Here is a 25,493-nt window from a genome sequence, read left to right as displayed (position 1 = left end):
GTGAATGGGGGCCAGCAGGTCAGATGCTTGGCCGTGCGCGGCGTGCCTGACGCAGGGCCAGGTCGACCTCATGCCGGATGACCTGCCGCAGATTGCGGCTGAAGCGGCCCCCCATCTCTCCCTGCAGCTCCTGCCGGATGGCATCGCGGATCAGGCTGCGCAGCACCGAGCTATAGGCCAGTTCCTCGTCTTCGGGGGCGAAGAGGTGAAGGTCGGCTACTTCCTCGGGGGGCGGCGCATCCGGTGACGCGAGCCCGACAGGTGGGGCCAAGTCTTCGGTCAGCGCAGCTGCGATGGGTGTGACGGGCGGGTCGACAGCTTGGCTGAGTTGCGGCATGGCTGCTTCCACGACCACTGGCGCAGGTTCAGCGTTTTGCGTGGATAGAGCCGCAGCCGCAGCCGCGGGCCAGACCGGCGCAGGCGCTTCGAGCTTTGGGCTGGCGGCCGGAGCCGTGTCGACCTGCGTGGCGGCAGCAACCGGATGGCTTGCCTCAGGCTCGGGCAGGTCAGCGAAGCTGGGGGTCAGGTGCAGGCGCAGCACCGGCTGAGAGGGGGCCTCCGGCGCGACCAGATTGTCCCGCTCAAGCGTCAGGGGGGCCGTCATTTCTTCGGGTGGCGGGGCGGCGACCTGTCGCAGATCGGGTGTCGCGCTTTCCGCGACGCGGGCGTTCAGCAGGTCCGCATGGCGGAAGGCTGCGGCGACGTCCGGCGAGGCCATCAGGCGTCCCGCGCCGCCGTCCTGCGCGATCAGGCGCCGGATCGAGGCCAGAACGTCGCCCACATTTTCCGAAACCATGGCCGTCTGGCCCGCATGCATCACATCATTCTGCATGGCGGGCCGCCGGTTTATGCGTCAGGGCAGTCTTACTGGCCGATGGCGCGCAGCACCCGGTCAAGGCTTTGGCCTTGCCGACTGGTGAACGGCGCATCCTGCACCGCATTGTAATAGGCCGATGGGTCATAGGTGGGGATCCCCAGTTTCAGGTTTTCAACCGTCAACAAACCCATAGCAGCCAGAAGTTGATAATGTGCTAACTGCAGATTGGCCTCTGCAGAGATCTTGTCCGCCCGTGCCGACAGCAGGGCCTGTTCGGCGTCCAGCACATCGAGCGTGGTGCGGGCGCCCAGCGTGGCTTCCTCGCGCACGCCTTCATAGGCCTGCTGCGCGGCGGCGATCTGTTCGTCGATCGAGCGGATCAGCGCCCGCGCGACGTCGATCTGCGCCCATGCCTGACCCACGGCCTGATCGACCAGACGCGCGGTGTTCACCAGCGCGGCCCGCGCCTGATCGCGATTCGCCATCGCCTTGCGATGGGCCGAGGGCAGACGCCCGCCCGAATAGATCGTCTGCGACATCTGCAGCTGAACCTGGCCGACATCGGTCGTCGAAGAATCCAGGGTAATCTGCGACTTGCTGCGCTGCGAGCTGATCGAGGCGGTGCCGGTCAGCGTCGGATTGCGCTCGGCCACGGCGGCCTGAACGCCCAGCTCGGCTGCGGCGGTCTGGCGCTGCGCCTGCCGGATCGAGGGGTGGGTGCGCTGCCCGATGCTGCGCGCCGTCTCCAGCGAGGCGGGAAGCGTCGGCGTGGGTGGCGGCTGATCCAGCCGGTTCGGCATATGGCCGGTCGAGGCACGGTAGGCCTCACGCGCGATGGCAAGGTCACCCTCGGCCGAAGCAAGGCTGGCGCGGGCGGCGGCCAGCGCTGCATCGGCCTGCGCCACGTCGGTCTGGGTGATCTCACCCACCTCGAAACGGTCGGTCGCGGCGCGCTGTTCCTGCCCGATCACGCGGACCGAGTTCTGCTGCAGCTCGACCTGTTCGGTGGCGCGGCGCACGTCCAGATAGGCCTGAACGGCACCCAGCAGCACGTCCTGCTCGACCCCAACCAGCGCCTGACGTGTCGCCAGAACCGATTCCTTGGCGATGTCGATGGCGATGGCGTTCCGGCCCCAGTCATAAAGCGTGACCTGCGCCTGAAGCGCGATGCTGCTGGACTGAAGGTCGACGCCCTCGATGTTCTGGTACGAGTACTGCGCGACCCATTGCAGCACGGGCCGCAGCGCGGCGATGGCCGCAGCGGTGTCTTCGTCGGCCGCGCGCAGGACGGCGCGGTTCTGATCCAGCAGCGCCGAGGTCCGATAGGCCGAGACCATCGCATCCGCCAGCGATTCTGCGTTGGCCGGAACCGCAAGCCCGGTCGCAAAAAGCGCGGCGATCAGAGGGCGGCGCAGTTTTTGAAGTGTCCCAAGAAGCATTCGCGGCCCTTCCGTCTGGAGTTACAGTACAAAGCCCATTTTGCGGGCAAATCCCGGCAGCAGCGGGGCGGCGGCGTTGAAGGCGAAACGCCAGTTGACCCGTCCGTCGATCTTCTGACCGATGCGGACGACGCCTAGGTTGCCTTCCAGAAACAGCGCGACGATCCGGCCGCCATCGCGCAGCTGGTCGGAAAGGGCAGCGGGCAGTTCTTCGATCGCGCCTTCGATCAGGATCACGTCATAGGGACCCTGCTTGGCATAGCCTTCGTTCAGAGGCCCGTGCACGACGGCGACGTTATAGACCTCTTGCGCGGACAGACGCTCTTGCGCGTCGGCGGCCATGTCGGCGTCTTCCTCGACCGCGACAACGGCCTCGACGATGCGGGCCATGACGGCGGCGCTATATCCAAGCCCGCAGCCGACATGCAGCACCAGATCGCTGTTCTGCAGATCCAGCACTTCGATCATGCGACCCAGCGTGCGCGGCTCAAGCAGCACGCGACCCGGGCGCAGGTCGATGTTTTCGCCGGCATAGGCGACGTCGCGGCGCGCGTCCGGCACGAATTGTTCGCGCGGGACATTCAGCATGGCCTCGATTACGGGATAGGAGGTGACTTCGTTCGGACGAACCTGAGTGTCAACCATCATGGTGCGACGCTGCGCGAAATCGGTCATTCTGCGAAACCTGCTCTGGGTTGCCTTCGCGCCCTATTGGCACGAAAAAGCGGCACGGGCAACGGCACGCGATCCGTAACGCCCCGGGACAGCGCCAGTTTGCCAGCACTCACCGCGAACGGAAACCCCATTCCGGCGTGGGCGGCGCTTTGAGCCCGCGACCTGCGGCATGGATGCCCCAGACCTTGGGTCACGGCGCGGGGTCCTTCCACTCCATCACCATCTGGGTCTGGGTCACGATGGCCGCCACCTTGCCGTCGCCCCGGGTGATCGTGGTTTGCCAGACCATCGTCGTGCGGCCCTTGTGCAGCGCGATGGCACGGCCATAGGCAACATCGCCGATGCGGATGGGGCGCAGGAAGTTCGTCTTGCTTTCGATGGTCGTCGTCGCCTCGCCCGGGCGCAGGTTGATCTGCGCCGCCGTGCCGCCGACATTGTCGGCAAAGCCCATGATCGCCCCGCCATGCAGGACGCCATTGCGATTCGAGAGCGCCTCGGTCACCGGCATTTCGGCCAGCACCTCGTCCATGGTGGCGCGGATGATCCGCAGGCCCACATGCAGCGCGAAGGCGGGTTGGTTGTCGGCGACCAGCTGGACCAGCTCATCCTCGGTCATGATCGTTCCCCCTGAGAATGCGTCATTCGACGGTGATGCCGGGCTTGCCCGCCTCGACCCGGCCGATGATCGAGGCCAGCGGGAAGCCCGCCTCGCGGATCATCGCCAGCAGATCCTCGACCGCTTCGGGGTTGCAGGCGACCAGCAGCCCGCCCGAGGTCTGCGGATCCGTCAGCAGCGCCCGTTGCCAGCCGGACATGCTGTCGGGCAACGAGACTTCGGCGCCATAGGCGGCCCAGTTCCGGGGCGAGGCGCCGGTCGCAAACCCCGCCTGTGCCAGTGCCGACGCCTGCGACAGCAGCGGCAGATCGTCAAAGCGGATGTGCAGATGCACGCCTGCGCCCCGCGCCACTTCAAGCCCGTGGCCCAGAATGCCGAAGCCCGTCACATCGGTGATCGCATGAACATCGGGCCAGGCGGCCAGATCGGTGCCAACCTTGTTGAGCGTGGTGGTCGAAGCCACCATTTCGGTCAGACCAGCGGCGTCCAGCGCCTCTTTCTTGATCGCGGCGGAATAGACGCCGACGCCCAGCCCCTTGGTCAGGATCAGCACGTCACCCGGCTGCGCATCGGCGTTGCGGCGCAGCTGGTCGGGGTGACAGATGCCGATGACGGCCAGGCCATAGATCGGCTCGGGCGCGTCGATGGAATGGCCGCCCGCCACCGGAATTCCCGCCTTGGCACAGATGTCGCGACCACCCTGCAGGATCTCGCGGATGGTTTCGGGGGCCATCTTGTCGATGGGCATGCCCAGAATGGCCAGCGCCATGATCGGCTTGCCGCCCATGGCATAGATGTCAGAGATCGCGTTCGCGGCGGCGATGCGGCCGAAATCGCGCGGATCATCGACCATCGGCATGAAAAAGTCGGTCGTGGCGATCACGCAGGTGTTCTTGTCGACCTGCCAGACGGCGGCGTCATCGCCGGTCTCGGTGCCGACCAGAAGCTGCGGGAAGGCCTGCGCCAGCGGCTGATCCGCCAGGAGTTCACGCAGGACCGAGGGCGCAAGCTTGCAGCCGCAGCCTCCGCCATGGGCCAGCGATGTCAGACGTGGTGCGCTTGTGTCCGTGGTCATGGCGCGGTCTCCTCCTTGCGACGACGGTCAGTCAATTTGCGGACCGTAACGTACAATGCGGGAACCATGAAGATGCCAAGGAAGGTCGCGGCGATCATTCCGCCCATGACGCCGACGCCGATCGAATTCTGCGCCGCCGCCCCCGCGCCGGTCGCAATCGCCAGCGGCAGCACGCCCAGGATGAAGGCCAGCGAGGTCATCAGGATCGGCCGCAGCCGCAGCTCGGCGGCCTCGGTCGCGGCCTCGATCAGGCTTTTGCCTTTCTCCTGCAATTCCTTGGCGAATTCGACGATCAGGATGGCGTTCTTGGCGGCAAGGCCGATGGTCGTCAGGATCCCCACCTTGAAATAGACGTCATTCGCCTGCCCGAAGGTCAGCGCGGCGATCACCGCGCCCAGAATGCCGACCGGAACCGACAGCATGACCGAAAACGGGATCGACCAGCTTTCGTAAAGTGCGGCCAGCGACAGGAAGACGACCAGCGCCGACAGCGCGAACAGATAGGGCGCCTGATTGCCCGACTGGCGTTCCTGAAAGCTCAGCCCCGTCCAGGCGGTGCCGTAGCCGCCGGGCAGGTCGGCGACCAGCTCCTCCATCGCCGACATGGCGACGCCCGAGCTGTAGCCCTCGGCCTCTTGACCGGTGATCTCGACCGCGTCGATGCCGTCCATGCGCGACAGGCTGGGCTCGACCGGCTCCCACCGCATGGACATGAACGAGGTGAAGGGCACCATCTCGCCATTGGTGTTGCGGGCGTACCAGCTGTCGACATCCTCGGGCTGCATGCGGTTCTTGGCGGCGGCCTGCACGATCACCGGACGCAACTGCGCGCCAAGGGCGAAATCGTTGACCTCGGTCCCCGCGAAGATCGTCGACAGCATCGAGTTCACCGCCGTGACGCTGACCCCCAGGCTTTCGGCCTTCTGCTGGTCGATGTCGATGCGCAGCGCCGCCTCATCATCCGAGCCGCTGCTTTGCACGTTCTGCAGCCGCGGATCGGTCTCGGCAATCGTTTCAAGCTGGTCGGCGGCGGCCAGCAGGGCGTCGATGCCGCTGCCCGACTGGTCCAGCAGATACATGCTGAAGCCTGCCGAGTTGCCCAGACGCGGGATCGCAGGCGGCTGCATGAACATGATCCGTCCGGCGCGGTGCTTGTTGAACTTCATGTTCGCCCGCTGCGCCACGGCCGAGGCTGCCAGATCCGCCGATTTGCGCTGGTCGAAGTCGCGCAGCTTGATGAACATCATCGCCTGACTTTGCGAGGTGCCCGAGAAGCCGAAGCCCATGCTGACGAAGGCCGACTCGACCGCCGCCTTTTCGTCGTTAAGCAGATAATCCTCGATCTCGCGCACGACCGAGGCCGTCTGCTGCGCCGTCGCCCCCTCGCTCAGCGAGATGCGGGCCTGCAGCACGCCCTGATCCTCGGAGGGGATGAAGGTTGTGGTCATGCGTCCGAACAGATCGGACGCGCCATAGGCGACGCCTGCCAGCACCAGCATGACCAGAAACGGACGGCGCAGGGTGCTGCGCACCGTCGCGCCATAGCCCCGCGTCACCCGGTCGAAATTGCGATTGAACCAGCGTGCCGGGCCGAAACGGACCGGCTGGTGATTGGCCTTCAGCAGGCTTGCGCACATGGCGGGCGTCAGGATCAGCGCCACCAGCAACGACAGCACCATCGCGGTGATGATCGTGACCGAGAATTGCCGATAGATCACCCCGGTCGAGCCGGGCATGAACCCCATGGGCAGGAACACCGCCGACAGGACCAGTGCGATCCCGATCAGCGCGCCGCTGATCTGGCCCATGCTTTTCTCGGTCGCGGCAACGGGGTCCAGCTTGTCCTCGGCCATGACACGCTCGACGTTTTCGACGACGACGATGGCGTCATCGACCAGAAGGCCGATGGCCAGCACCATGGCGAACATGGTCAGCGTGTTCACCGAATAGCCAAGCGCCGCCAGCATGCCGAACGTACCCAGCAGCACCACCGGGATCGCGATGATCGGGATCAGCGTGGCGCGCCAGTTCTGCAGGAAGATCAGGATAACCAGAAAGACCAGCGCAATCGCTTCCAGCAGGGTGTGATAGACCTTCTCGATCGACAGCTCGACGAAGGGCGCGGTGTCATAGGCGATGCGGATCTCGACCCCTTCGGGCAGGGCGTTCTTCAGCCCGTCCAGCGTCGCACGCACGGCGGCGGCGGTTTCGACCGCATTCGCGCCGGTTGCAAGGTTCACCCCGAAGCCCGAGGAATTCATGCCGTTGAAGCGCGAATCGCGGCCATAGCTGGCCTGCCCGATCTCGACATCTGCGACATCGCCCAGCCGGACCGAGGCGCCGTCCGCGCCGGTCTTCAGCAGGATGTTCAGGAAGTCGTCAATCGAGGTCAGCTGGCTTTGCGCGGTGATATTGGCGGTGAACTGCTGGCCCTGAACGACGGGCTGGCTGCCCAGACTGCCCACCGATACGGTGCTGTTCTGCGCCGCGACGGCCTGCGTGATGTCGGTGGGCGTCAGCTGGAACTGCGCCAGCCGCATCGGATCCATCCAGATCCGCATGGCATAGCCCGAGCCGAAGACGTTGATCCCGCCCACGCCCTCGGTCCGCTTGACCGGGCCTTCGACGACCTGCTCCAGCAGGTTCCCCAGCTCGATGGTGCTGTGCTTGCTGCCGGTCGAAACCAGCGAGCCGACCATCAGAATCGAGGAGGACGACCGGCTGACGCTGACGCCGTCATTCTGCACCGGACCGGGCAGGCGTCCTTCGACCGAACGGACCTTCGATTGCACCTCGTTCAGCGCATCGACCGGATCGACGCTGTCATCGAAGGTCAGGGTGATCGACGACCGTCCCGTCGAAGAAGACGAGACTGAATACAACAGCCCGTCCAGCCCTGTCAGCGCGTCCTCGATGGGTGTAGTGACCGAGTTCTGGACGGCGCGGGCCGTCGCGCCTGAATAGCTGGCGGAAATGCGCACCGTCGTCGGCGCGATATCGGGATATTGCGACACCGGCAGCGAAAGCAGGGAAAAGCCCCCGACCAGCATCGTCACGATGGCCAGCACCCAGGCGAAGACGGGGCGGTGAATGAAGAACTGTGCCATGGCCCGTCAATCCGCCGTTCGCGCGGCCGGGGCGGGCGTCTCGCCCGCCGCATCGGCAGGGGCCTGCACCGCTTCGGCATTCTGCACCACGCCCTGACTGTCGATGGTGACGGGCACAGTGGTCACATCGGTGCCCACACGCAGGTCCTGCAACCCGTCAAGGATCAGCGCCTCGCCCGGCAGGATGCCTTGGGTGACGATCCAGCTGTTCTTGTAGGTCCCCGCCTCGCTAAGCGTGACCTGCTGCGCCTTGCCCTCGCGCGCGACGAAGGCCGTCAGCGTCCCGTCCGAGGCCCGGTTGGTCGCACGTTGCGGCACCAGAATGGCCCGCGTCGTGCCCAGCGTCATCTGCACGCGCAGGAACTGGCCGGGCAGGATCATGCTTTGCGCGTTCTGGAACTGCAGGCGGATCGGCACGGTGCCGGTCGTCGGCGAGACGGTGATGCCCGGGCTGACGATGCGCCCGGTTTCGCCATATTGCTCGCCCGTTTCAAGGATCAGCTGCGTCTCGACATGGCCATTGGTGACCAGCTTGCCCGAGTCGATGCGCTCGCGGTTGCGCAGCATCCGGGCGCTGGATTCCGACACGTCGACATAGATCGGGTCCAGCTGGGTGACGGTGGTCAGGGCCTCGGACTGGCTGGCGGTGACGATATCCCCGACCGAGACCGAGGCCACGTCGGACATGCCGTCGATGGGGCTGGTGATCTCGGTCCGGTCCAGCGACAGCTTGGCGGCATCGCGCGCGGCCTCGGCCGATTTCAGGTTCGCCTCGGCCTGCAAAAGCGCCACCTCGGCATTGGAAAGATCGACCGATGAGACCCCCGAACCCTCCAGCCGCCGATAGCGCGTGACGGTGTTCTGGGCCGAGGTCAGGCTGGCCTGCGCGCCCGCCACCGCCGCATCCGCAGCCGCCAGTGCGGCGGCCAGCGTTTCGGGGTCAAGGCGGAACAGCACGTCGCCGGTTTTGACCGGATGGCCCGGCTCATAGACGATTTCCAGCACCTCGCCGCCGACCTGCGGGCGGATGCTGGTTTCCTGAAACGCGATGGCACGACCGGGCAGGGTGACGGTATATGGCACGTCTTCTTCGGCGGTGGTCATCACGCCGACCTCGGTCGGACCGCCGCCACCACGTGCGCCTCCGCCCCGCGGGCCGCTTTGGGCGAATGCCTGATGGGACGCCAGCAAAGCCGCTGCCACGAAAATGAAAAGAGCCCTTGCTGAGGCCATGCCGTTACTTGCCTGCGTGCTGGAGTTTCTGTTTCGGCACTTTTTAGCCAGTGAAACCCAATGGCAAGTAAATGAAGCGCGCAAACCCGCTCACGCTTTCATGAGCGAGGTCGAGGGCGCGCCGTAGTCTAGAAATCGACGGCGATGCCCTTTTTCTCGTAATCGCCGAAGCGCACGGGTTCGGGCCCGTCGCGGCCGCCCAGCTCGACCGGCAGGACGATGGGCTTGGCATTCTTGCGGCGCTCTTCGGCCTCGGCCAGGGCGCGAACGGCCTCGGGCGGCAGCTCCTTGCGGTCGGTCATGGCGGTTTCTCCCGGTTGGCGCTAATTGTCGGTAATCTAGGCAAGGGGCATGCATTGAACAAGTCGGAGAAGCCAAGGGGCGACGGCGCAAGGGCCGGGGCGCTGCAACTGCTGCAGGCGGTCGCCTCCGGTGCGACGCTGGATGAGGCCGAGGGCGTGCTGGAAGATCTGCCGCCCGCCGGGCGTGCCCGCGCGCGCCGTCTGGCCCGCGAGGTGCTGCGCCGCGTCGACCGCGCGGATGCGCTGCTGGCGCCCTTCGTGAACCGCCGCCCGCGCCCCGAAATCCAATGGCTTCTGCGCCTTGCCGTGGTCGAGATGCACGCCTTGGGCGAGGCACCGCATGGCGTCGTCAGCACCGCCGTCGCGCTGGCGCGGCAGATGGGCAAGAAGGGGCAGGCGGCGGCAGGCATGGTGAACGCCGTGCTGCGTCGCGCCTCGGAAGCGGGTGAGGCATGGGCGGCGCTGCCCGCCCAGCAGATGCCCGTCTGGCTGCGCAAGCCCGTGGGCCGCGCCTGGGGCAATGCCGCCGCGCTGGCCATCGAGGCCGCGCATGAGGCTGGCGCCCCCTTGGACCTGACGCCGCGACCGGATCGCGAGGCCCCGGGTGAAGCGCTGCCCACCGGCTCGCATCGCTTGCCATCAGGCACGCAGGTCAGCGCGCTTGCAGGGTTCGAGGCGGGCGACTGGTGGGTGCAGGACGCGGCTGCGGCCATGGCCGTGCGCGTGCTGGACCCGCAACCGGGCGAACAGATCGCCGATCTCTGCGCCGCCCCCGGCGGCAAGACGCTGCAACTGGCGGCGGCTGGCGCGCGGGTGACCGCCATCGACATCTCGGGCGCGCGGCTTGAGCGGGTGGCCCAGAACCTTGAGCGCTGCGAACTGGCCGCCACCCTGATCGAGACGGATGCGCTGGAATGGCGGCCTGCCGCGCCGCTGGATGCGGTGCTGCTGGACGCGCCCTGTTCGGCGACCGGCACCATCCGCCGTCACCCCGAACTGCCGCTGATCCGCGACGGCTCGGCCCTGCCCGGGCTGATCGAGCTGCAATCGAAGCTGATCGACCATGCGCTGGACCTGCTGGCCCCCGGCGGGCGGCTGGTCTTCGCGACCTGCTCGCTTCTGCAGGCCGAGGGAGAGGATCAGCTGGCCGCCACCCTGTCCCGCCACCCCGACCTGACGGTCGAGCGGCCGGACCTTCCCGGCATTGCGCCAGAATGGATCACGCCCGAAGGCGCGCTGCGCCTGCGTCCCGACCTGTGGCCGGATCGCGGCGGAATGGACGGGTTCTTCATCGTCCGCTTGCGAAAGCCGCTGTCACCGACCTAAGCTTTTGAAGACGCTTTTCATGTCCGATCACCCCATGACCGACCAGCCCTCCACCCAGACAGGACGTTTCCTGCACCGGCCCGAGCCGAAGGCGATCGGCCATGCCGGGCGTGGGCATCAGATCATCGAGGGAGACCTGCGTCTGGGCGGCACCCTGCTGCAGGGCGATCCTTTCGCCGCCGACACGCCGCCCTCGGTTCAGGCCGAGCTGCATGGCTTCGGCTGGCTGGACGATCTGGCGGCGGTGGCGACGCCGCGTGCGCGCGCCGTGGCGCAGGATCGCGTGCTGGACTGGTGCCGCCGCAACCGCCAGCCCCGACCCGAGACGCCGCAATGGGCCCCCGACATCACCGGCCGCCGCCTGCTGCGCTGGGTGTTTCACGCGGGGATGATTCTGCCGGGGCTGGATCGTGAGGCCTCGGCGCCGTTCTTCACCTCGCTGGCCATGCAGATCGGGCATCTGCAGGAATGCTGGTTCGCGAGCCCCGATGGGCTGCCACGGCTGGAGACCCTTGTGGGACTTGCCATCGCGGTCATGTCGCTGGAGGGACAGGCCGATCTGGTGCAGCCCGTGCTGATCACTCTGGCCGAGGAAGTCGACGCCATGGGGCTGGCCACGCTGGCCGAGATGCGCTCGCCCGAGTCGCTGCTGGAGGCGATGGCGCTGCTGGTCTGGACGCAGGAGGTCGCCGATCAGGCCGGGATCACCCCGCCCGACGACCTACGCCAGATGATCGCGACGATCGCCCCGGTCCTGCGGGCGCTGCGCCATGCCGATGGCGCACTGCCCAGCTTCCATGGCGGCGGGCGCGGCGCGGCGGGCCGGCTGGACCATTGCCTGCGGGCCGCCGATGGCCCGGCGCTGCCACAGGTGGGGCTGGCGATGGGCTTTGCGCATATGGCGCGCGGACGCACGACGCTGATTTTGGACGCGGCATCGCCGCCCGGCGGGCTGGCCTCGGTCCGGGCGCATGCCTCGACGCTGGGGTTCGAGCTGACGGTGCATCGCCAGCCGCTGATCGTGAACTGCGGTCCGGGCGACGGGTTCGGCCCGCTTTGGGCGCGCGCCAGCCGGGCCACGCCCTGCCATTCGGCGCTGTGTCTGGCGGGCCTCTCCTCGGCCCGGCTGAACCGCGCCCGGCTGGAGGGTGAGCCCGACATTCTGGCCGAGCGCCCGACCCGCGTCTGGGCGGGCGATTGCGATTCGCTGGGCAATCTGCTGCCCGCCGATTTCGGTCAGGCCCATTCCCATGAAGAGGCGCATCTGCTGGCCGGGCATGACGGCTGGCTGGACAGCCACGGCCTGACCCATGTGCGCGAATTGTGGCTGGACCCTGACGGCACCACCCTGCGGGGCGAGGATTCGCTGGCCGCGCTGGATGAGGCGGCGCAGGAGCAGCTTGAGACCATGCGCCCGCAATCGGGCCTTGGGTTCGAGATCCGCTTCCACCTGCACCCTGACATCCGCACGCGGACCGTGCCAGGCGGCGTGCGGCTGACGCTGCCTTCGGGCGAGGAATGGCAGTTCGGCCATGACGGGCTTTGCAGCCTGCGGCTGGATCCCTCCTGCCTTCTGGACCGCGCCATGCCCGAGCCGCGCCCGTCGCGACAGATCGTCCTTTCCGGGCATTTGCACGGGCGCGCGATCCAGATTGGCTGGACCTTGGCGCGCTGTGGCGCTAGGTGACAGGCAGGCAAAACCGGGGACTTTCGATGAACGACCGCATTCCGCTGAAACGCGCGCTGATCTCTGTATCCGACAAGACAGGGCTGGTCGAATTTGCCCGAGCGCTTGCTGCCCGCGGGGTCGAGCTTCTGTCGACCGGTGGAACTGCCCGCACGCTGCGTCAGGCCGGGCTGACCGTCGTCGACGTGGCTGATGTCACGGGTTTTCCGGAAATGATGGACGGTCGCGTCAAGACGCTGCACCCGGTCGTGCATGGTGGCCTGCTGGCGCTGCGCGACAATCAGGAACATATGGCCGCCGCCAAGACGCATGACATCGACATGATCGATCTGCTGGTGGTGAACCTCTACCCGTTCGAGGAAACCGTCGCCAAGGGCGCGGCCTATGACGACTGCATCGAGAACATCGACATCGGCGGTCCCGCGATGATCCGGGCTGCCGCCAAGAACCACGCCTTTGTCACCGTCGTGGTCGATGTCGAGGATTATTCCGCTGTTCTGGCCGAACTGGATCGCAACGACGACAGGATCAGCTATCCCTTCCGCCAGCGTCAGGCGCAGATCGCCTATGCCCGCACGGCGGCCTATGACGCGGCGGTCTCGACCTGGATGGCGAATGCGATCGGCGAGGAAACGCCGCGCCGCCGCACCTTCGCGGGCAAGCTGGCGCAGGGTCTGCGCTATGGCGAAAACCCGCATCAGGCGGCAGCCTTCTACACCGACGGCTCGGCCCGTCCGGGCGTCGCGACCGCGCGCCAGTGGCAGGGCAAGGAACTGTCCTACAACAACATCAACGACACCGACGCCGCTTTCGAGCTGGTGGCCGAATTCGACCCCTCGGAAGGCCCGGCCGTCGCCATCATCAAGCACGCAAACCCTTGCGGCGTGGCGCGCGGCACCTCGGCGGTCGAGGCCTACAAGCGCGCCTTCGACTGCGACCGGACCTCGGCCTTTGGCGGCATTATCGCGCTGAACACGGTGCTCGACGGCGAAACCGCCCATGCTATCACCGAAATCTTCACCGAAGTCGTCATCGCGCCCGACGCGACCGATGAGGCGAAAGAGATCTTCGCGGCCAAGAAGAACCTGCGCCTGCTGACCACTGGCGGCCTGCCCGATCCGGCGGCACCGGGCCTTTCCTTCCGTCAGGTGGCGGGCGGGTTCCTGGTGCAGGGCCGCGACAATGGCCGCATTCTGCGCCCCGATCTGAAGGTGGTGACCAAGCGCCAGCCGTCCGAGGACGAGCTGAACGATCTGCTGTTCGCCTGGACCGTCGCCAAGCACGTCAAGTCGAACGCCATCGTCTATGCGCGCGATCTGGCGACCGTGGGCATCGGCGCAGGCCAGATGAGCCGCGTCGATTCCACCCGCATCGGCAAGCGCAAATCCGAGGATATGGCCGAGGTTCTGGGGCTTTCGCAGGCGCTGACCATCGGCTCGGCCGTGGCCTCGGACGCGTTCTTCCCCTTCGCCGACGGCATCGAGGCGCTGGCCGAGGCCGGAGCCAAGGCGGTGATCCAGCCCGGCGGCTCGATGCGCGACGCCGAGGTGATCGAGACCGCCGACCGGCTGGGCCTTGCCATGGTCTTTACCGGGCAGCGGCATTTCCGCCACTGATGGCCGAGGACTGATGACCGAGGACGCGCCCAAACCCGCGCGCAAGCCGCGCACCCGCAAGCAGCCTCCGGCGCCCGAACCCCGGCCGCCGGTGATGCGCAATGTCGGGCTGATCGCGGCGTTGATCATCCTGCTGGATCAGGTGCTGAAATACGTGGTCGTCCATGTCCTGCGGCTGGACGTGGTGCGCGAGATCGACCTGATCGACCCTTGGCTGAACCTGCGCATGGCGTGGAATCAGGGGATGAACTTCGGCCTCTTCTCCAGCGATGTCGACCTGACGCGCTGGCTGCTGATCGTCGTGGCGCTGTGCGTCTGTGTCTGGATCGGGGTCTGGCTGGGGCGCACGCGACCCTCGCGCTTTGCGCAGGTTTCCGCCGGCCTGCTGATCGGGGGCGCTCTGGGCAATGTGATCGACCGGATCGCCTATGGCGCGGTCGCTGACTTCCTGAACATGTCGCTGCCGAACTGGCGCAACCCCTACAGCTTCAACGTGGCCGATATCGCCATTTTCCTGGGCGCAATCGGACTGGTTTTGCAACCGCCCGAGGCGAAGTCGAAGCCTGAGGCCGCGCCCGCCAAGCCGCGCAAACCCCGCGCCGCGCCCAAGCCCAAGGCCGAGGTCAATGCGACGCCGGTTGACAAGACCCGTGACGAGGCCGGGAAATGACGCTAGAACGGGCCCGAACCGGGACGAGAAAGGCCGAATGATGCGGGTGATCGCGCTGACTTTGACGACGCTGATGCTGGCTGCCTGCAGCAGCGACCCGCAACTGATGAACCCCGGCGCGGGCAAGCGTGGCCCGGACGAATTCGCCATCGTCCCGACGAAGCCCCTGCAGATGCCGCCCGATCTGAATATGCTGCCGACCCCCACCCCGGGCGGGGCGAACATCACCGACCCGACGCCCATGGGCGATGCGGTGGCGGCCCTTGGCGGCAACCCCGCGCAGCTTTCGGCTCAGGGCGTGGGTGCGGCTGACGGCGCGCTGATCGCCTATGCCTCGCGCCTTGGCCGCGATGCGGGCATCCGCCAGCGTACCGCGCAAGAGGATGTGGAATGGCGCAGCCGCCACTCGCGTCGCCTGCTTGAGGTGCTGGCGCGCACGAACGTCTATTACCGCGCCTACAAGCCGATGACGCTGGACAGCTGGGCCGAGGCCGAGCGCTGGCGTCCGACCGGTGTTCAGATGCCCGCCTCGCCGCCGCGCTACCGCGAGCAGGGCAATGTCGCGCCGGTGCAGAACGCCGCACCTGTGCTGGCCGGGGACTGATCCCCGGCGGGCCTGCCCGCGCTTGCTCGCGCGAAGTTCACCGGGCCGGACCTGACGCGGCCTTGCACAGCCCCGTTCAAGCGGGCAGGTTCTTCGCCAAGCCGCAAGCGGAGCCTGTCCATGCGATTTATCCCTTTCCGTACCCCTGGCCTCGCGGCGCTGTCGCTGGCCGTTTCGGGGCTTCCTGCACTGGCCGAGATGCCCGCGGGGATCAGCCATTTCAAACTGAACAACGGGCTTGAGGCCGTCGTCATCGAGGACCATCGCGCGCCCGTCGTCGTGCAGATGCTGTGGTACAAGATCGGCTCGGCCGATGAGGCGCCGGGCAAATCCGGCATCGCCCATTACCTTGAACACCTGATGTTCAAGGGCACCGACAAGCTGGGGCCGGGTGAGCTGTCGAAGACCGTGACCGCCAATGGCGGTATGGACAACGCCTTCACCAGCTATGATTTCACCACCTATTTCCAGCGCATCGCATCGGACCGGCTGCCGCTGATCTTCGACATGGAATCCGACCGGATGGCCAATCTGAAGATCGGTGAGGATGACTGGCAGGCCGAACGCGAGGTGGTGCTGGAGGAACGCGCGCAGCGCACCGACAGCGACCCCTCGGCGCTGTTTGGCGAGGAACGCAATGCGGTCCAGTATTACAACCACCCCTATCGCCGCCCGGTCATCGGCTGGCGCGCCGAGATGGAGCAGCTGACCCGCGAGGATGCGATCGACTGGTACCAAAGCCATTACGCGCCGAACAATGCGGTGCTGGTGGTGGCGGGCGATGTCTCGGCCGATGAGGTCCGCAAGCTGGCCGAGCAGTATTATGGCCCCGTCGCCCCCAAGGACGACGCCCTGCGCCAGCCCCGCCCGCAAGAGCCGCAGCAGGTCGCGGCCCGCCGCATGAGCCGCGAGGACCCGCGCGTGCCGCAGCCGACGATGATCCGCAGCGTGCTAGCCCCCGAACGCAACCCTGGCGATCAGAAATCCGCCGCCGCCCTGACCGTTCTGGCGGCGCTGCTGGGCGGATCGCCGCAGACCTCGGTTCTGGGGCAGAAGCTGGTGCTGGGCGGCAAGGCGCTGTTCGTTGACGCCTGGTATGACGGGCTGACGGTCGATCAGACCACCTTTGCCCTGTCGCTGGCACCGACCCCCGACATCTCGAACGAGGATGCCGAAAAGGCGCTGGACGCCGCGCTGCAGGATTTCCTGCGCGACGGCCCCGATGAGGCGCAGCTTGAGCGCGTGAAGACGCAGATCCGCGCGGCCGAGGTCTACAAGCAGGACTCGGCCCATGGTCGCGCCTATGACTATGGTCAGGGGCTGGCCATCGGGCTGGGGATCGAGGATGTGAACGACTGGTCCTCGATCCTGGCCGAGGTGACGCCCGACGATATCCGCACCGCCGCGAAACTGGTGCTGGAGAACCCGGCCACGGTCACCGCCTGGCTGGTGCCGCCACCGGATGCGCCGCCCGCTGATCCCGAAGCCGCGGTTTCCGCACCCGGCCCTGCCACTTCGACCGCCGATCCCGTCGACAATCCGGAGGCCTCGGAATGATCCGCGCCATTGCCACATTCGTCTTTCTGGCGCTGGCCACGCTGCCCGCGCGCGCGACCGACATTCAGGAGGTCACCTCGCCCGGCGGGATCAAGGCCTGGCTGGTCGAGGATCACTCGATCCCCTTCACCGCCTTCACCTTCATGTTCCGGGGCGGCGCCAGCATGGACGCCCCCGACAAACGCGGCGCGGTGATCCTGATGACCTCGCTTCTGGAAGAGGGCGCGGGCGAGATGAACGCGACCCAATATGCCGAAGCTGTCGAGACGCTGGGCGCGCGCGCCAGCTTCGATGCCAGCGATGACGCCATGGTGCTGAGCGCGCGTGCACTCAGCGAAAACCGCGATGAGGCGGCAGAACTGTGGCGGCTGGCGCTGACCGAGCCGCGCTTTGACGCCGACGCCATCGAGCGGGTGCGCGGCCAGTTGCAGGCCGTCATCCGCTCGGAAGCGACCGATCCGCAGTCCATTGCCGCGAAGGAACTGGCGCGGCAGGCCTGGGGCGATCACCCCTATGCGACCTCGATCAACGGGACGCGCGAATCGGTGGCGGCGCTGACGCGCGACGATCTGCTGGACGCCAAGGCCCGGCTGATGGCGCGCGACCGCGTCATCGTCTCGGCCACCGGCGACATCACGGCGGAAGAGCTTGGCCCGCTGATCGACAAGGTGCTGGGCGGTCTGCCCGCCGAGGGCTCGGCCCCCCTGCCCGAAAAGGCGCAGCTTGCGCTGACCGGCGGTGTCACCGTGATCGACTGGGACAGCCCGCAGACGGTCGTGGCCTTCGCGCAGGAAAGCCTGCCCATCGACGATCCGGACTATTTCGCCGCCTTCGTGGCCGATCATATTCTGGGCGGCGGCGGTTTCTCCTCGCGCCTGATGGAGGAGATCCGAGAGAAGCGCGGCCTGACCTATGGCGTCGGCACGACGCTGTCGAACGGTGCTTACGGCAACACCTGGCAGGGTGGGTTGGCCAGCGCCAATGCCAAGGTGGCCGAGGCGATCCCGCTGATCCGCGCCGAATGGGACCGGATGGCGAAGGATGGCGTGACGGAAAAGGAACTGACCGACGCCAAGACCTATCTGACCGGGGAATATCCGCTGCGCTTTGATGGCAATGGCCGGATCTCGGGCATTCTGGCGGGCATGCAGCTGGTGGGCTTCCCGCGCGACTATGTGAACACCCGCAACGCCAAGGTCGAGGCCGTCACGGCCGAGGATGTGAAGCGCGTGGCCGCAAGGCTGCTAAGCTCGGACAAGCTGCGCTTCGTGCTGGTCGGTCGACCCGAGGGCATTACTTCGGACCCCGCGGAATAATCGGACTGCCAGCGGCGCGTCTCCCGCGTCGCTGGCAACCCCTGCTATTTCACCTGAACCATGCCGCTGCCGCCAACGGCCGCGCCCGCCACCGCGCCGACCGGTCCTGCGACCACCGCGCCGGTGGCTGCGCCCGTCGTGGCGCGCGTCGCGGTGTTGGGGCCGCAAGAGGCCAAAGCCAGCACCAGTCCAGACATCAGAATAGGCAAGGCTTTCGTCATCGCTCTTCTCCCATGCTGTTCATGTTGCATGGAAAACTATCGTTTTGACGGGGCGAATGGTTCCGCCTGATGCGGCAAATGCCGATGAAATGCTTTTCGGGGAATTCCGGTCCTGCTATATCTGGGGGCATGAATTCCCATGCCCCCAACATACGCCCGGTCATTCGCCAGCTTGATGAGGCCGCCGCCAACCGCATCGCGGCGGGCGAGGTGGTCGAGCGTCCGGCCTCGGCCGTCAAGGAACTGGTCGAAACCGCGCTGGACGCAGGCGCGACCCGGATCGAGATCGCCATTGCGCGCGGCGGCAAGGGGCTGATCCGCGTCAGCGATGACGGCTGCGGCATGACGCCCGAGGATCTGCCGATGGCGCTGGCCCGGCATGCGACCTCGAAGATCGACGGCAGCGATCTTCTGGACATCCGCAGCTTCGGCTTCCGGGGCGAGGCGCTGCCCAGCCTTGGCGCGGTCGGGCGTCTGACGATCACCAGCCGGGCCGAGGGGCATGACGGCGCGCAGATCTCGGTCGCGGGCGGGCGCTTCGGCCCAGTCCGGCCTGCCGCCGCCAATCGCGGCACGGTGGTCGAGCTGCGCGACCTGTTCTTTGCCACCCCCGCGCGGCTGAAATTCCTGCGCAGCGACCGGGCCGAGACTCAGGCCATCACTGAGACCATCCGCCGTCTGGCCATGGCCGAGCCCTATGTCGGCTTCACCCTGACCGATGAGGAGGAGGCGCGCATCCTGTTTCGCGCCGACGCCGAGCAGGGCGAGCTGTTCGGCGCGCTGCAAACCCGGCTGACCCGCGTCATGGGGGCGGAATTCACCGAAAACGCCCTGACCATCGATGCCGAGCGGGACGGGCTGACGCTGACCGGATTTGCGGCCCTGCCCACCTATTCGCGCGGCGCGGCGGTGGCCCAGCATCTTTACGTGAACGGTCGCCCGGTCCGCGACAAGCTGCTGACCGGGGCCCTGCGGGCGGGCTATATGGACGTGCTGCCTTCGGGGCGGCACCCGGCGGCGGTGCTGTTCATCACCTGCGACCCGCATCAGGTCGACGTGAACGTCCACCCCGCCAAGGCCGAGGTCCGGTTTCGCGACCCTGGCATCGCGCGCGGGCTGGTCGTCAGCGCACTGCGCCATACGCTGGCGGGGGCGGGTCACCGCTCATCGACGACGGTCGGGACGGCGGCGCTTGGCGCGGCCCTGATCGAACCGCAGCCGATGCAGGCGGCCACCTATCGCAGCTATCAGGCCGATTATCGCCCCTCGGCCCCGGCGATTGCGGCGTCCTTCGCCTTTCAGGCGCCGGGGTTTGCCGAGGCGCCCTCGGCCCGGGTTGAGCCTGAACCCGACGCCCTTCCCGCGCCCGAGGCCGCCCCACTGGGGGCCGCGCGGGCACAGCTCCATGAAAACTGGATCATCGCGCAGACCGCCACCGGCATCGTCATCGTCGATCAGCACGCCGCGCACGAGCGGCTGGTCTATGAGCGTCTGAAGGCGCTGGCCGAGGCGAACGGCATCCCCTCGCAAGCGCTGCTGATCCCCGAGATTGTCGAGTTGTCGCAGGACGACGCCGACCGCATCCTAGCCATCGCCGACGAACTGGCAGGCCTTGGCATGGTGATCGAGGCCTTCGGCGGCGGTGCGGTTGCCGTGCGCGAAGTGCCCGCGCTGCTGGGGCGGCTGGATGCCAAGGCGCTGCTGCGCGACATTCTGGACGATCTGGCCGATCAGGGCAGTTCCGATCGGCTGAAGGCGCGGGTGGATGCGGTCCTGTCGTCGATGGCCTGCCACGGCTCGGTCCGGTCCGGGCGTCGGATGAGCGCCGACGAGATGAACGCCCTGCTGCGCGAAATGGAGCGGACTCCGAAATCCGGCCAGTGCAACCATGGCCGCCCGACCTGGGTCGAGCTGAAGCTGACCGACATCGAACGTCTGTTTGGCCGCTGATTCAGGCCGCAGTTGACGGATCGTGCGCGCCGCGCAACACTTTCCCATTGGGGAGGTGGACGATGCTGCCTATCAGTCCAGATAAAATCGCCTATGTGATCATCCGTGCCCGCGAGGTCGACAGCGGGGTCAACGCCTGGGCGCACAGCGGCCATCGCACCGGTCACGGGGCCCGGTCCGAACTGCACGAGTTCATCGCCGCGATGAATGAGGATGAGCGCGCCTCGCTGGTCGCGCTGATGTGGATCGGGCGCGACACATTTGACGCCGAGGAACTGGCCGAAGCGCTGGAGACCGCCAAGGTCGAACGCGGCGAGCGTACCGAGGATTACCTCATGTCCGAGCCGCGTCTGGCCGATCTGCTGGAATCGGGGATGGAGGCGCTCGGCATCTCGCCCGAAGATGCCGAGGATGAGGTGCAGCGCCCGGTCTGACCGCCCCTAGCGCGCCAGACGGATCAGCGAGCCCTCGGGGTCATCGATCAGCACCAGAATCGCGCCATCCGGGGCGATCTCGACGTCACGGACCCGGCCGATGCCCTCGGCCAGACGCTGCTCGCCAATGACGCGGTCGCCCTGCAGCTTCAGCCGCACGACGGCCTGCGCGCCCAGCCCGCCGATCAGCGCATCGCCCTGCAACTCGGGGAACATCTCGCCCTGATAGAAGGTCATGCCGCTGGGGGCGATCACCGGATCCCAGTAATAGACCGGCTGCTCCATCCCCTCTTGCTGGGTTTTGCCCTCACCAATCGGGCCGCCGCTGTAATCCTGACCATAGGTGATGACGGGCCAGCCGTAGTTCTTGCCAGCTTCGGGCTTGTTCAGTTCGTCGCCCCCCGCAGGGCCATGTTCGACGGTCCAAAGCTCACCCGTCGCGGGGTTCAGCGCCGCCGCCTGAATGTTGCGATGGCCGTAGGACCAGATTTCCGGCTTGCCCGAGCGGCCATCGGCGAAAGGATTGCCCTCGACACCCTTGCCGGTCAGCGGATCGATCCGCAGGACCTTGCCCAGATGGGTGTTGACGTCCTGCGCCAGCACGCGCGGCTCATCATAGGAGCGCTCGCCTGTGGTGACGTAAAGTGCACCCTCGGGGCTGAAGACCAGCCGCGAGCCGAAATGCATCAGCGAGCCCCAGGCCGGGTCCTGCCGGAAGATGACCTTCACATCCTCAAGCCCGCTGCCATCCGCCGACAGGATGCCTGTCGCGACCGAGGTCGAATTCTTGTTCTTCCGCCAGCCGCGCGGTTCGGAAAAGCTCAGCCAGACGCGGCGCGTGTCGACAAAATCGGGCGCGATGGCGACGTCCAGAAGCCCGCCCTGCTGGCGATTGTCGACCTCGGGCACGCCTTTCAGCGGCTCGGACAGCACGCCCTCGGCCGAGAGCAGCCGCAGGCGGCCGGGACGCTCGGTGATCAGCATGGCGCCATCGGGCAGCAGGGCCATGCCCCAAGGATGCTCCAGCTTTTCAGCCAGCGTGGTCTGGGTCAGGGTGATGTCGTCGGTCAGCGCGGGCGCGCGGGTCTGGCCTTCGAAGGCCGGTTGCTGCCCGGTGGCATTGGGGGCTGCGTCGTTCATCTCGGCCAGGGCAGGGCTGGCCGCCAGCGACGCCAGAATGAGGAACCGGGTCAGATAGGTCATGCGCATGTCCTTGAAAGCTGCGAAAACGGGCCGCGTCAGGCTAACATCCCGAGGCCGGTTTCGCCGCTGACAACTTCGTCAGGCGGTGGGCATGATGTCGCAGGTCTGGGCCTAGGGGAACTGCCCGGTCGGGATCAGGTCGGGGCGGCGCACGCCCCGGAAGGTGCCCGGATACTCGGCCTCGATCCGCTCTCGCGCCACCGCAATCGGCTCGATCAGCACCGACATGGAGTTGCCGTTGGCGTGGATCATGCGCTGATCGTCCAGCGCCATCGCGACATGGCCTTTCCAGAACAACAGATCACCGCGCCGGATCGGAGCATCGCTGACCGGGAAGGCGTTTTCCTGCATGTCGCTGTCGCCGGGGCAGGGGATCGCGCAGGCCAGCAGCGCGCCCTGCACCAGACCCGAGCAATCGATGCCCGAGCGGCTGTTCCCGCCCCAAAGATAGGGCGTGCCCAGCATGCGCTCGGCCACTTCGGCGGGGTCGGTTTCCGGGGTCTGGCTTATATGCTCCAGCGGCACGAAGCCGCCCTGCGCCAGCCGCGCAAGCCGACCCTGCGTCGCCACGACCGACAGGCGCGCGCCCATCGACAGCAGCATGAGGTCGGGCGATTTGATATCGGCCTCGGCATAGACATGGGTCGCGGGCGCGCTGACGCGATGGGTGACGGGCGGCAGGTTCTGCGTGATCGCGTCAGAGCGCACCCAGCCGCAATAGCCGTCGGCGACGGCCTGAACGAAGGCCCAGCTGTTACGCTCTTCCAGCACGGTCAGATCAGCGCCGAAATTCGTCTGCCGGTCGCGAGCCCCATCCGGTGCGCGGCAAAGGTCTGCCAGCGGAGCTGACAACCGGGCGGGCCGACCGGGCGTATAGGCCGGGCGTTCGACCACGCCTCGCAGGGATTCCAATGCGATACGGTCGGTGGCGGGGGTCAGGCGGCGGTCGGTCACTTCAGCACCTCGGGTAGAGCGTTCAGGATGGCGCGCATGCCTTGCCCGGTGCCGCCCTTGCTGCGTCCGGGCGCGGCTGAGGGTTGCCAGCCGTAGATGTCGAAATGCGCATAGGCCCGCGCCTTGCCGGTGAACCGGCGCAGGAACAGTGCCGCCGTGATCGCGCCCGCGAACCCGCCCGAGGGGGCATTGTCCAGATCCGCGATCCCCGGCTCGATCATCGCCTCATAGGGATCCCAGAAGGGCAGGCGCCAGACCGGATCGGCGGCGTCGCGGCCCGCGCGGTAAAGCGCATCGGCGATGCCGTCTTCGTCGCAGAAGAAGGGTGGAAGCTCGGGGCCAAGCGCCACACGCGCCGCGCCCGTTAGCGTCGCCATCGAGATCATCAGCTCGGGCGCTTCCTCATCGCCCAGTGCCAGCGCGTCGGCCAGCACCAACCGGCCCTCGGCGTCGGTATTGTTGACCTCGACCGTCAGGCCCTTGCGGCTGGTCAGAATGTCGCCCGGCCGGAACGCATTGGCCGAAATCGAGTTCTCGACCGCCGGAATCAGCACCCGCAGCGACATGCTTTCGGTCAGTTTCAGCAGCGCCAGAGTCTCGGCAAGGCCCAGCACATTGGCCGCGCCGCCCATGTCCTTCTTCATCAGCAGCATCGAGGCCGGTGGCTTGATATCGAGCCCACCCGTATCGAAACAGACCCCTTTGCCGACCAGCGTCAGGCGTGGACCGGTGCCCGGAAAGCGGATGTCGATCAGCCGGGGAGCCTGATCCGACGCCCGCCCAACCGCGTGGATCATGGGGAAATTCTTGTCCAGCAGGTCATCCCCGACGGTGACTTCGATGGAGGCGCCGTGGCGGGCGGCAAGGTCACGCGCAGCCTTTTCCAGATCCTCCGGCCCCATGTCCGAGGTCGGTGTGTTGATCAGGTCGCGCGCCAGATACTCACCCGCCGCAAGCGCCAGCAGCCGCTCGCCGTCGACGCCATCGGGACAGACCAGCCTTGCCTTGGGCGGCTCGGCGCTGTTGTAGCGGGTGAAGCGGTATTGCGCGAAAAGCCAGCCGAGAGCCCCTGCCGCAACGTCGAAACCCTCAGGGCTGTTGGCCAGCTTCCAGTTCCCTACAGGAAGGTTTTCCGCCGCGTGGGCCAGCGCGTAACGCTCGCGGCCTGGGGCGTTGGTAGCGCCGATTCCGTAAAGCGCTCCCGCAAGCCCGCCGGTCGCATCCGGGATCAGGCAGATCTGACCGGGTTTGCCGGTGAAATTCTGCGATCTGGCCCAGGTCGCGGCCAAAGCTCCTGCCTCGGGCGGGATCTGCGCGCCATCGGTATCAGAGCGGATCAGCCAGAGCGGCAGGGGGATGGCAGAGGGGTTGGCGAATTCTGGGCGCATGGTGCAAGACTCGGATCGGCACAATCGGCTGCAAGGGTAACGCGGTGGGAACCAGCCGCAAGGGACGAGTTCAGCTGCGGTGGTCTAAGCGGCAGGAGGCTCCCAAACCTCGGTCAAAGAGCGATTGCCTATCCGCCGGAGCCGCGCGGCGGTCGCGGCCAGTCCCGGCAGATCGCGGGTCTCGGCGCAGCGGCCCACGTCGACGGCCACGCCCGCCAGGGACACCAGCCCGACCTGCCACGCCAGCCGCGACAGCCGGTCGGCTTGGCTGACGACGGTCGAAAGCTCCTGCCGGTCGGCGGCCGTCACGGTCTTCGTCAGTGCCTGCGCCAACTGTTCCAAGGCGGCGCCCAGAACGTAGTTCGCCGTGTCCTGGCCAAGTTCCGTCACAAGCTGTTCGAGCCGCTGCATATCGACCAAAATCTCTTCCTCCACCGCCAGAATTGCGATCTTCATCTGTCTCCACCTCAATCCGGCACATCAGCACCAAGGGGCAAACTGGCAGCAAGACCTCAAGAAAAGGTAATAGAAGAAGCGGGAATCACCTCGAACTTTAGCGATAGGGGGATTATCAGGGCGGGGAACATAAAAAAGAGGAAGCGATGAAACTAGCTCGTCCGCTACCGCACTACCTCGTCCAGCGCTATCATGGCTGGAAGGCAACCACCTTTGCAGAAAACCGCAATTGGTTCCGCCGACTGGCCGAAGATGGGCAGCGCCCGCGCGCCATGGTCATCACCTGCTGCGATTCCCGCGTGCATGCGACGGCGATTTTCGGTGCCGAATCAGGTGAGTTCTTCATCCACCGCAACATTGCCAATCTGGTTCCGCCCTACGCCCCAGACGGAGAGCAGCACGGCACCTCGGCGGCCATCGAATATGCGGTGAACGCCCTGAAGGTGGCGCATCTGGTGGTGATGGGCCACACGAACTGCGGTGGCGTGCAGGGTTGCCACGCAATGTGCTCGGGTCACGCGCCCGAACTGGAAGAGAAGACCAGCTTCGTCGGTCGCTGGATGGATATTCTGCGCCCCGGCTATGACCGCGTCGTGGACTTTCCGCTGGAAGAGCAGATCCCCGAGCTTGAGCGGCAGGCGGTTCTGGTCTCTCTTGAGAACCTGATGACCTTCCCCTTCATCCGGGAAAAGGTCGAAGCCGAGGAGCTTGCCCTGCACGGCGTGATGCATGACATCGCGGCAGGCGGGCTCGAACAGTACGACAGCGCTGCAGGCGCCTTCGTTCAGGTGCTTTGAACTGGAGTGGCATGGGCTATTTCGTAGCCCATGCTGACGCCAAAAGGCGA

The 25,493-nt window shown here is 66.8% G+C and carries 23 protein-coding genes; 10 read left to right on the top strand and 13 right to left on the bottom strand.

Annotation, left to right across the window (positions count from 1 at the left end):
- Positions 1-19: 19 nt before the first annotated feature.
- From IQ24_RS11985 to IQ24_RS11950, 8 genes are all read right to left on the bottom strand, one after another.
- The gene (locus tag IQ24_RS11985; protein ID WP_145398202.1) at positions 20-832 is read right to left on the bottom strand and encodes a hypothetical protein; all 813 of its coding nucleotides are present in this window, start codon (positions 830-832) and stop codon (positions 20-22) included.
- A 32-nt stretch (positions 833-864) separates the two neighbouring features.
- The gene (locus IQ24_RS11980) at positions 865-2,256 is read right to left on the bottom strand and encodes a TolC family outer membrane protein (RefSeq protein ID WP_145398201.1); all 1,392 of its coding nucleotides are present in this window, start codon (positions 2,254-2,256) and stop codon (positions 865-867) included.
- Between the two features lie 21 nt (positions 2,257-2,277).
- On the bottom strand, positions 2,278-2,931 hold the full coding sequence (locus IQ24_RS11975; RefSeq protein WP_145398200.1) for a protein-L-isoaspartate O-methyltransferase family protein: 654 nt from the start codon (positions 2,929-2,931) through the stop codon (positions 2,278-2,280).
- Positions 2,932-3,121: 190 nt separating this feature from the next.
- Positions 3,122-3,547 carry a PaaI family thioesterase gene (locus IQ24_RS11970; RefSeq protein WP_145398199.1) on the bottom strand — a complete coding sequence of 142 codons (426 nt, stop codon included), beginning with the start codon at positions 3,545-3,547 and terminating at the stop codon, positions 3,122-3,124.
- Positions 3,548-3,569: 22 nt separating this feature from the next.
- Entirely contained in the window at positions 3,570-4,622 is a 1,053-nt protein-coding gene (selD, locus tag IQ24_RS11965) for a selenide, water dikinase SelD (protein WP_145398198.1), read from the bottom strand.
- On the bottom strand, positions 4,619-7,729 hold the full coding sequence (locus IQ24_RS11960) for an efflux RND transporter permease subunit (protein ID WP_145398197.1): 3,111 nt from the start codon (positions 7,727-7,729) through the stop codon (positions 4,619-4,621). Before IQ24_RS11960 ends, selD begins: the two co-directional genes overlap by 4 nt.
- Positions 7,730-7,735: 6 nt before the next feature.
- On the bottom strand, positions 7,736-8,833 hold the full coding sequence (locus IQ24_RS11955) for an efflux RND transporter periplasmic adaptor subunit (RefSeq protein ID WP_242008129.1): 1,098 nt from the start codon (positions 8,831-8,833) through the stop codon (positions 7,736-7,738).
- 257 nt (positions 8,834-9,090) lie between these two features.
- On the bottom strand, positions 9,091-9,264 hold the full coding sequence (locus tag IQ24_RS11950; RefSeq protein ID WP_145398195.1) for a DUF1674 domain-containing protein: 174 nt from the start codon (positions 9,262-9,264) through the stop codon (positions 9,091-9,093).
- A gap of 54 nt (positions 9,265-9,318) precedes the next feature.
- Between IQ24_RS11950 and IQ24_RS11945 the strand changes: the two genes are divergently transcribed.
- The 7 genes from IQ24_RS11945 (at position 9,319) to IQ24_RS11915 (ending at position 18,040) form a co-directional block, all read left to right on the top strand.
- On the top strand, positions 9,319-10,590 hold the full coding sequence (locus IQ24_RS11945) for an RsmB/NOP family class I SAM-dependent RNA methyltransferase (RefSeq protein WP_145398194.1): 1,272 nt from the start codon (positions 9,319-9,321) through the stop codon (positions 10,588-10,590).
- 19 nt (positions 10,591-10,609) lie between these two features.
- Positions 10,610-12,277, top strand: a complete 1,668-nt coding sequence (locus tag IQ24_RS11940; protein ID WP_242008122.1) for a heparinase II/III family protein — start codon at positions 10,610-10,612, stop codon at positions 12,275-12,277.
- Between the two features lie 26 nt (positions 12,278-12,303).
- Positions 12,304-13,893, top strand: a complete 1,590-nt coding sequence (purH, locus tag IQ24_RS11935; protein WP_145398193.1) for a bifunctional phosphoribosylaminoimidazolecarboxamide formyltransferase/IMP cyclohydrolase — start codon at positions 12,304-12,306, stop codon at positions 13,891-13,893.
- Positions 13,894-13,906: 13 nt separating this feature from the next.
- Positions 13,907-14,563 (top strand): signal peptidase II, encoded by a 657-nt coding sequence (gene lspA / locus IQ24_RS11930; protein ID WP_145398192.1) that lies wholly within the window; start codon positions 13,907-13,909, stop codon positions 14,561-14,563.
- A 40-nt stretch (positions 14,564-14,603) separates the two neighbouring features.
- Positions 14,604-15,167: a DUF3035 domain-containing protein gene (locus IQ24_RS11925; RefSeq protein WP_145398482.1), complete on the top strand. Its 564-nt coding sequence runs from the start codon at positions 14,604-14,606 to the stop codon at positions 15,165-15,167.
- 120 nt (positions 15,168-15,287) lie between these two features.
- Positions 15,288-16,724: a M16 family metallopeptidase gene (locus IQ24_RS11920; RefSeq protein WP_145398191.1), complete on the top strand. Its 1,437-nt coding sequence runs from the start codon at positions 15,288-15,290 to the stop codon at positions 16,722-16,724.
- Positions 16,721-18,040: a M16 family metallopeptidase gene (locus IQ24_RS11915; protein ID WP_145398190.1), complete on the top strand. Its 1,320-nt coding sequence runs from the start codon at positions 16,721-16,723 to the stop codon at positions 18,038-18,040. The genes IQ24_RS11920 and IQ24_RS11915 overlap by 4 nt, the downstream gene beginning before the upstream one ends.
- Positions 18,041-18,084: 44 nt before the next feature.
- On the opposite strand, the gene IQ24_RS20245 is transcribed toward IQ24_RS11915, so the two are convergent.
- On the bottom strand, positions 18,085-18,261 hold the full coding sequence (locus tag IQ24_RS20245) for a hypothetical protein (protein WP_199756555.1): 177 nt from the start codon (positions 18,259-18,261) through the stop codon (positions 18,085-18,087).
- A gap of 129 nt (positions 18,262-18,390) precedes the next feature.
- On the opposite strand from IQ24_RS20245, the gene mutL reads away from it, so the two are divergent.
- Positions 18,391-20,211, top strand: a complete 1,821-nt coding sequence (mutL, locus tag IQ24_RS11910) for a DNA mismatch repair endonuclease MutL (RefSeq protein ID WP_145398189.1) — start codon at positions 18,391-18,393, stop codon at positions 20,209-20,211.
- A gap of 62 nt (positions 20,212-20,273) precedes the next feature.
- Positions 20,274-20,645 carry a DUF3775 domain-containing protein gene (locus tag IQ24_RS11905; protein WP_145398188.1) on the top strand — a complete coding sequence of 124 codons (372 nt, stop codon included), beginning with the start codon at positions 20,274-20,276 and terminating at the stop codon, positions 20,643-20,645.
- A gap of 6 nt (positions 20,646-20,651) precedes the next feature.
- Here IQ24_RS11905 and IQ24_RS11900 read toward each other — a convergent pair whose 3' ends face one another.
- The 4 genes from IQ24_RS11900 to IQ24_RS11885 all read right to left on the bottom strand — a co-directional run bounded on the left by IQ24_RS11900 (position 20,652) and on the right by IQ24_RS11885 (position 24,646).
- Complete coding sequence (locus tag IQ24_RS11900; protein WP_199756554.1) at positions 20,652-21,848, bottom strand: PQQ-dependent sugar dehydrogenase; 1,197 nt, start codon at positions 21,846-21,848, stop codon at positions 20,652-20,654.
- Between the two features lie 111 nt (positions 21,849-21,959).
- Positions 21,960-22,802: a C40 family peptidase gene (locus IQ24_RS11895; protein WP_145398186.1), complete on the bottom strand. Its 843-nt coding sequence runs from the start codon at positions 22,800-22,802 to the stop codon at positions 21,960-21,962.
- Positions 22,799-24,190 carry a leucyl aminopeptidase family protein gene (locus tag IQ24_RS11890; protein WP_145398185.1) on the bottom strand — a complete coding sequence of 464 codons (1,392 nt, stop codon included), beginning with the start codon at positions 24,188-24,190 and terminating at the stop codon, positions 22,799-22,801. The genes IQ24_RS11895 and IQ24_RS11890 overlap by 4 nt, the downstream gene beginning before the upstream one ends.
- 84 nt (positions 24,191-24,274) lie before the next feature.
- Positions 24,275-24,646: a hypothetical protein gene (locus IQ24_RS11885; protein WP_145398184.1), complete on the bottom strand. Its 372-nt coding sequence runs from the start codon at positions 24,644-24,646 to the stop codon at positions 24,275-24,277.
- 146 nt (positions 24,647-24,792) lie between these two features.
- Here IQ24_RS11885 and IQ24_RS11880 point away from each other — a divergent pair, with 146 nt between their 5' ends.
- A complete protein-coding gene (locus IQ24_RS11880) occupies positions 24,793-25,443 on the top strand; it encodes a carbonic anhydrase (protein WP_145398183.1) in 651 nt (216 codons plus the stop codon).
- Positions 25,444-25,493 lie beyond the last annotated feature (50 nt).

It is taken from the genome of Paracoccus sulfuroxidans (assembly GCF_007830335.1).
Lineage (GTDB): Bacteria > Pseudomonadota > Alphaproteobacteria > Rhodobacterales > Rhodobacteraceae > Paracoccus > Paracoccus sulfuroxidans.
The sequence above is the reverse complement of the archived record's forward strand: the minus strand, read 5'-3'. Positions and strand labels throughout refer to the sequence as shown.

Bases quoted from the DNA above. Each gene is read 5' to 3' on its own strand.
- IQ24_RS11985 (WP_145398202.1), bottom strand. From the start codon at position 832: ATGCAGAATGATGTGATGCATGCGGGCCAGACGGCCATGGTTTCGGAA.
- IQ24_RS11980 (WP_145398201.1), bottom strand. From the start codon at position 2,256: ATGCTTCTTGGGACACTTCAAAAACTGCGCCGCCCTCTGATCGCCGCG.
- IQ24_RS11975 (WP_145398200.1), bottom strand. From the start codon at position 2,931: ATGACCGATTTCGCGCAGCGTCGCACCATGATGGTTGACACTCAGGTT.
- IQ24_RS11970 (WP_145398199.1), bottom strand. From the start codon at position 3,547: ATGACCGAGGATGAGCTGGTCCAGCTGGTCGCCGACAACCAACCCGCC.
- selD (WP_145398198.1), bottom strand. From the start codon at position 4,622: ATGACCACGGACACAAGCGCACCACGTCTGACATCGCTGGCCCATGGC.
- IQ24_RS11960 (WP_145398197.1), bottom strand. From the start codon at position 7,729: ATGGCACAGTTCTTCATTCACCGCCCCGTCTTCGCCTGGGTGCTGGCC.
- IQ24_RS11955 (WP_242008129.1), bottom strand. From the start codon at position 8,833: ATGACCACCGCCGAAGAAGACGTGCCATATACCGTCACCCTGCCCGGT.
- IQ24_RS11950 (WP_145398195.1), bottom strand. From the start codon at position 9,264: ATGACCGACCGCAAGGAGCTGCCGCCCGAGGCCGTTCGCGCCCTGGCC.
- IQ24_RS11940 (WP_242008122.1), top strand. From the start codon at position 10,610: ATGTCCGATCACCCCATGACCGACCAGCCCTCCACCCAGACAGGACGT.
- purH (WP_145398193.1), top strand. From the start codon at position 12,304: ATGAACGACCGCATTCCGCTGAAACGCGCGCTGATCTCTGTATCCGAC.
- lspA (WP_145398192.1), top strand. From the start codon at position 13,907: ATGACCGAGGACGCGCCCAAACCCGCGCGCAAGCCGCGCACCCGCAAG.
- IQ24_RS11925 (WP_145398482.1), top strand. From the start codon at position 14,604: ATGCGGGTGATCGCGCTGACTTTGACGACGCTGATGCTGGCTGCCTGC.
- IQ24_RS11920 (WP_145398191.1), top strand. From the start codon at position 15,288: ATGCGATTTATCCCTTTCCGTACCCCTGGCCTCGCGGCGCTGTCGCTG.
- IQ24_RS11915 (WP_145398190.1), top strand. From the start codon at position 16,721: ATGATCCGCGCCATTGCCACATTCGTCTTTCTGGCGCTGGCCACGCTG.
- IQ24_RS20245 (WP_199756555.1), bottom strand. From the start codon at position 18,261: ATGACGAAAGCCTTGCCTATTCTGATGTCTGGACTGGTGCTGGCTTTG.
- mutL (WP_145398189.1), top strand. From the start codon at position 18,391: ATGAATTCCCATGCCCCCAACATACGCCCGGTCATTCGCCAGCTTGAT.
- IQ24_RS11905 (WP_145398188.1), top strand. From the start codon at position 20,274: ATGCTGCCTATCAGTCCAGATAAAATCGCCTATGTGATCATCCGTGCC.
- IQ24_RS11900 (WP_199756554.1), bottom strand. From the start codon at position 21,848: ATGACCTATCTGACCCGGTTCCTCATTCTGGCGTCGCTGGCGGCCAGC.
- IQ24_RS11890 (WP_145398185.1), bottom strand. From the start codon at position 24,190: ATGCGCCCAGAATTCGCCAACCCCTCTGCCATCCCCCTGCCGCTCTGG.
- IQ24_RS11885 (WP_145398184.1), bottom strand. From the start codon at position 24,646: ATGAAGATCGCAATTCTGGCGGTGGAGGAAGAGATTTTGGTCGATATG.
- IQ24_RS11880 (WP_145398183.1), top strand. From the start codon at position 24,793: ATGAAACTAGCTCGTCCGCTACCGCACTACCTCGTCCAGCGCTATCAT.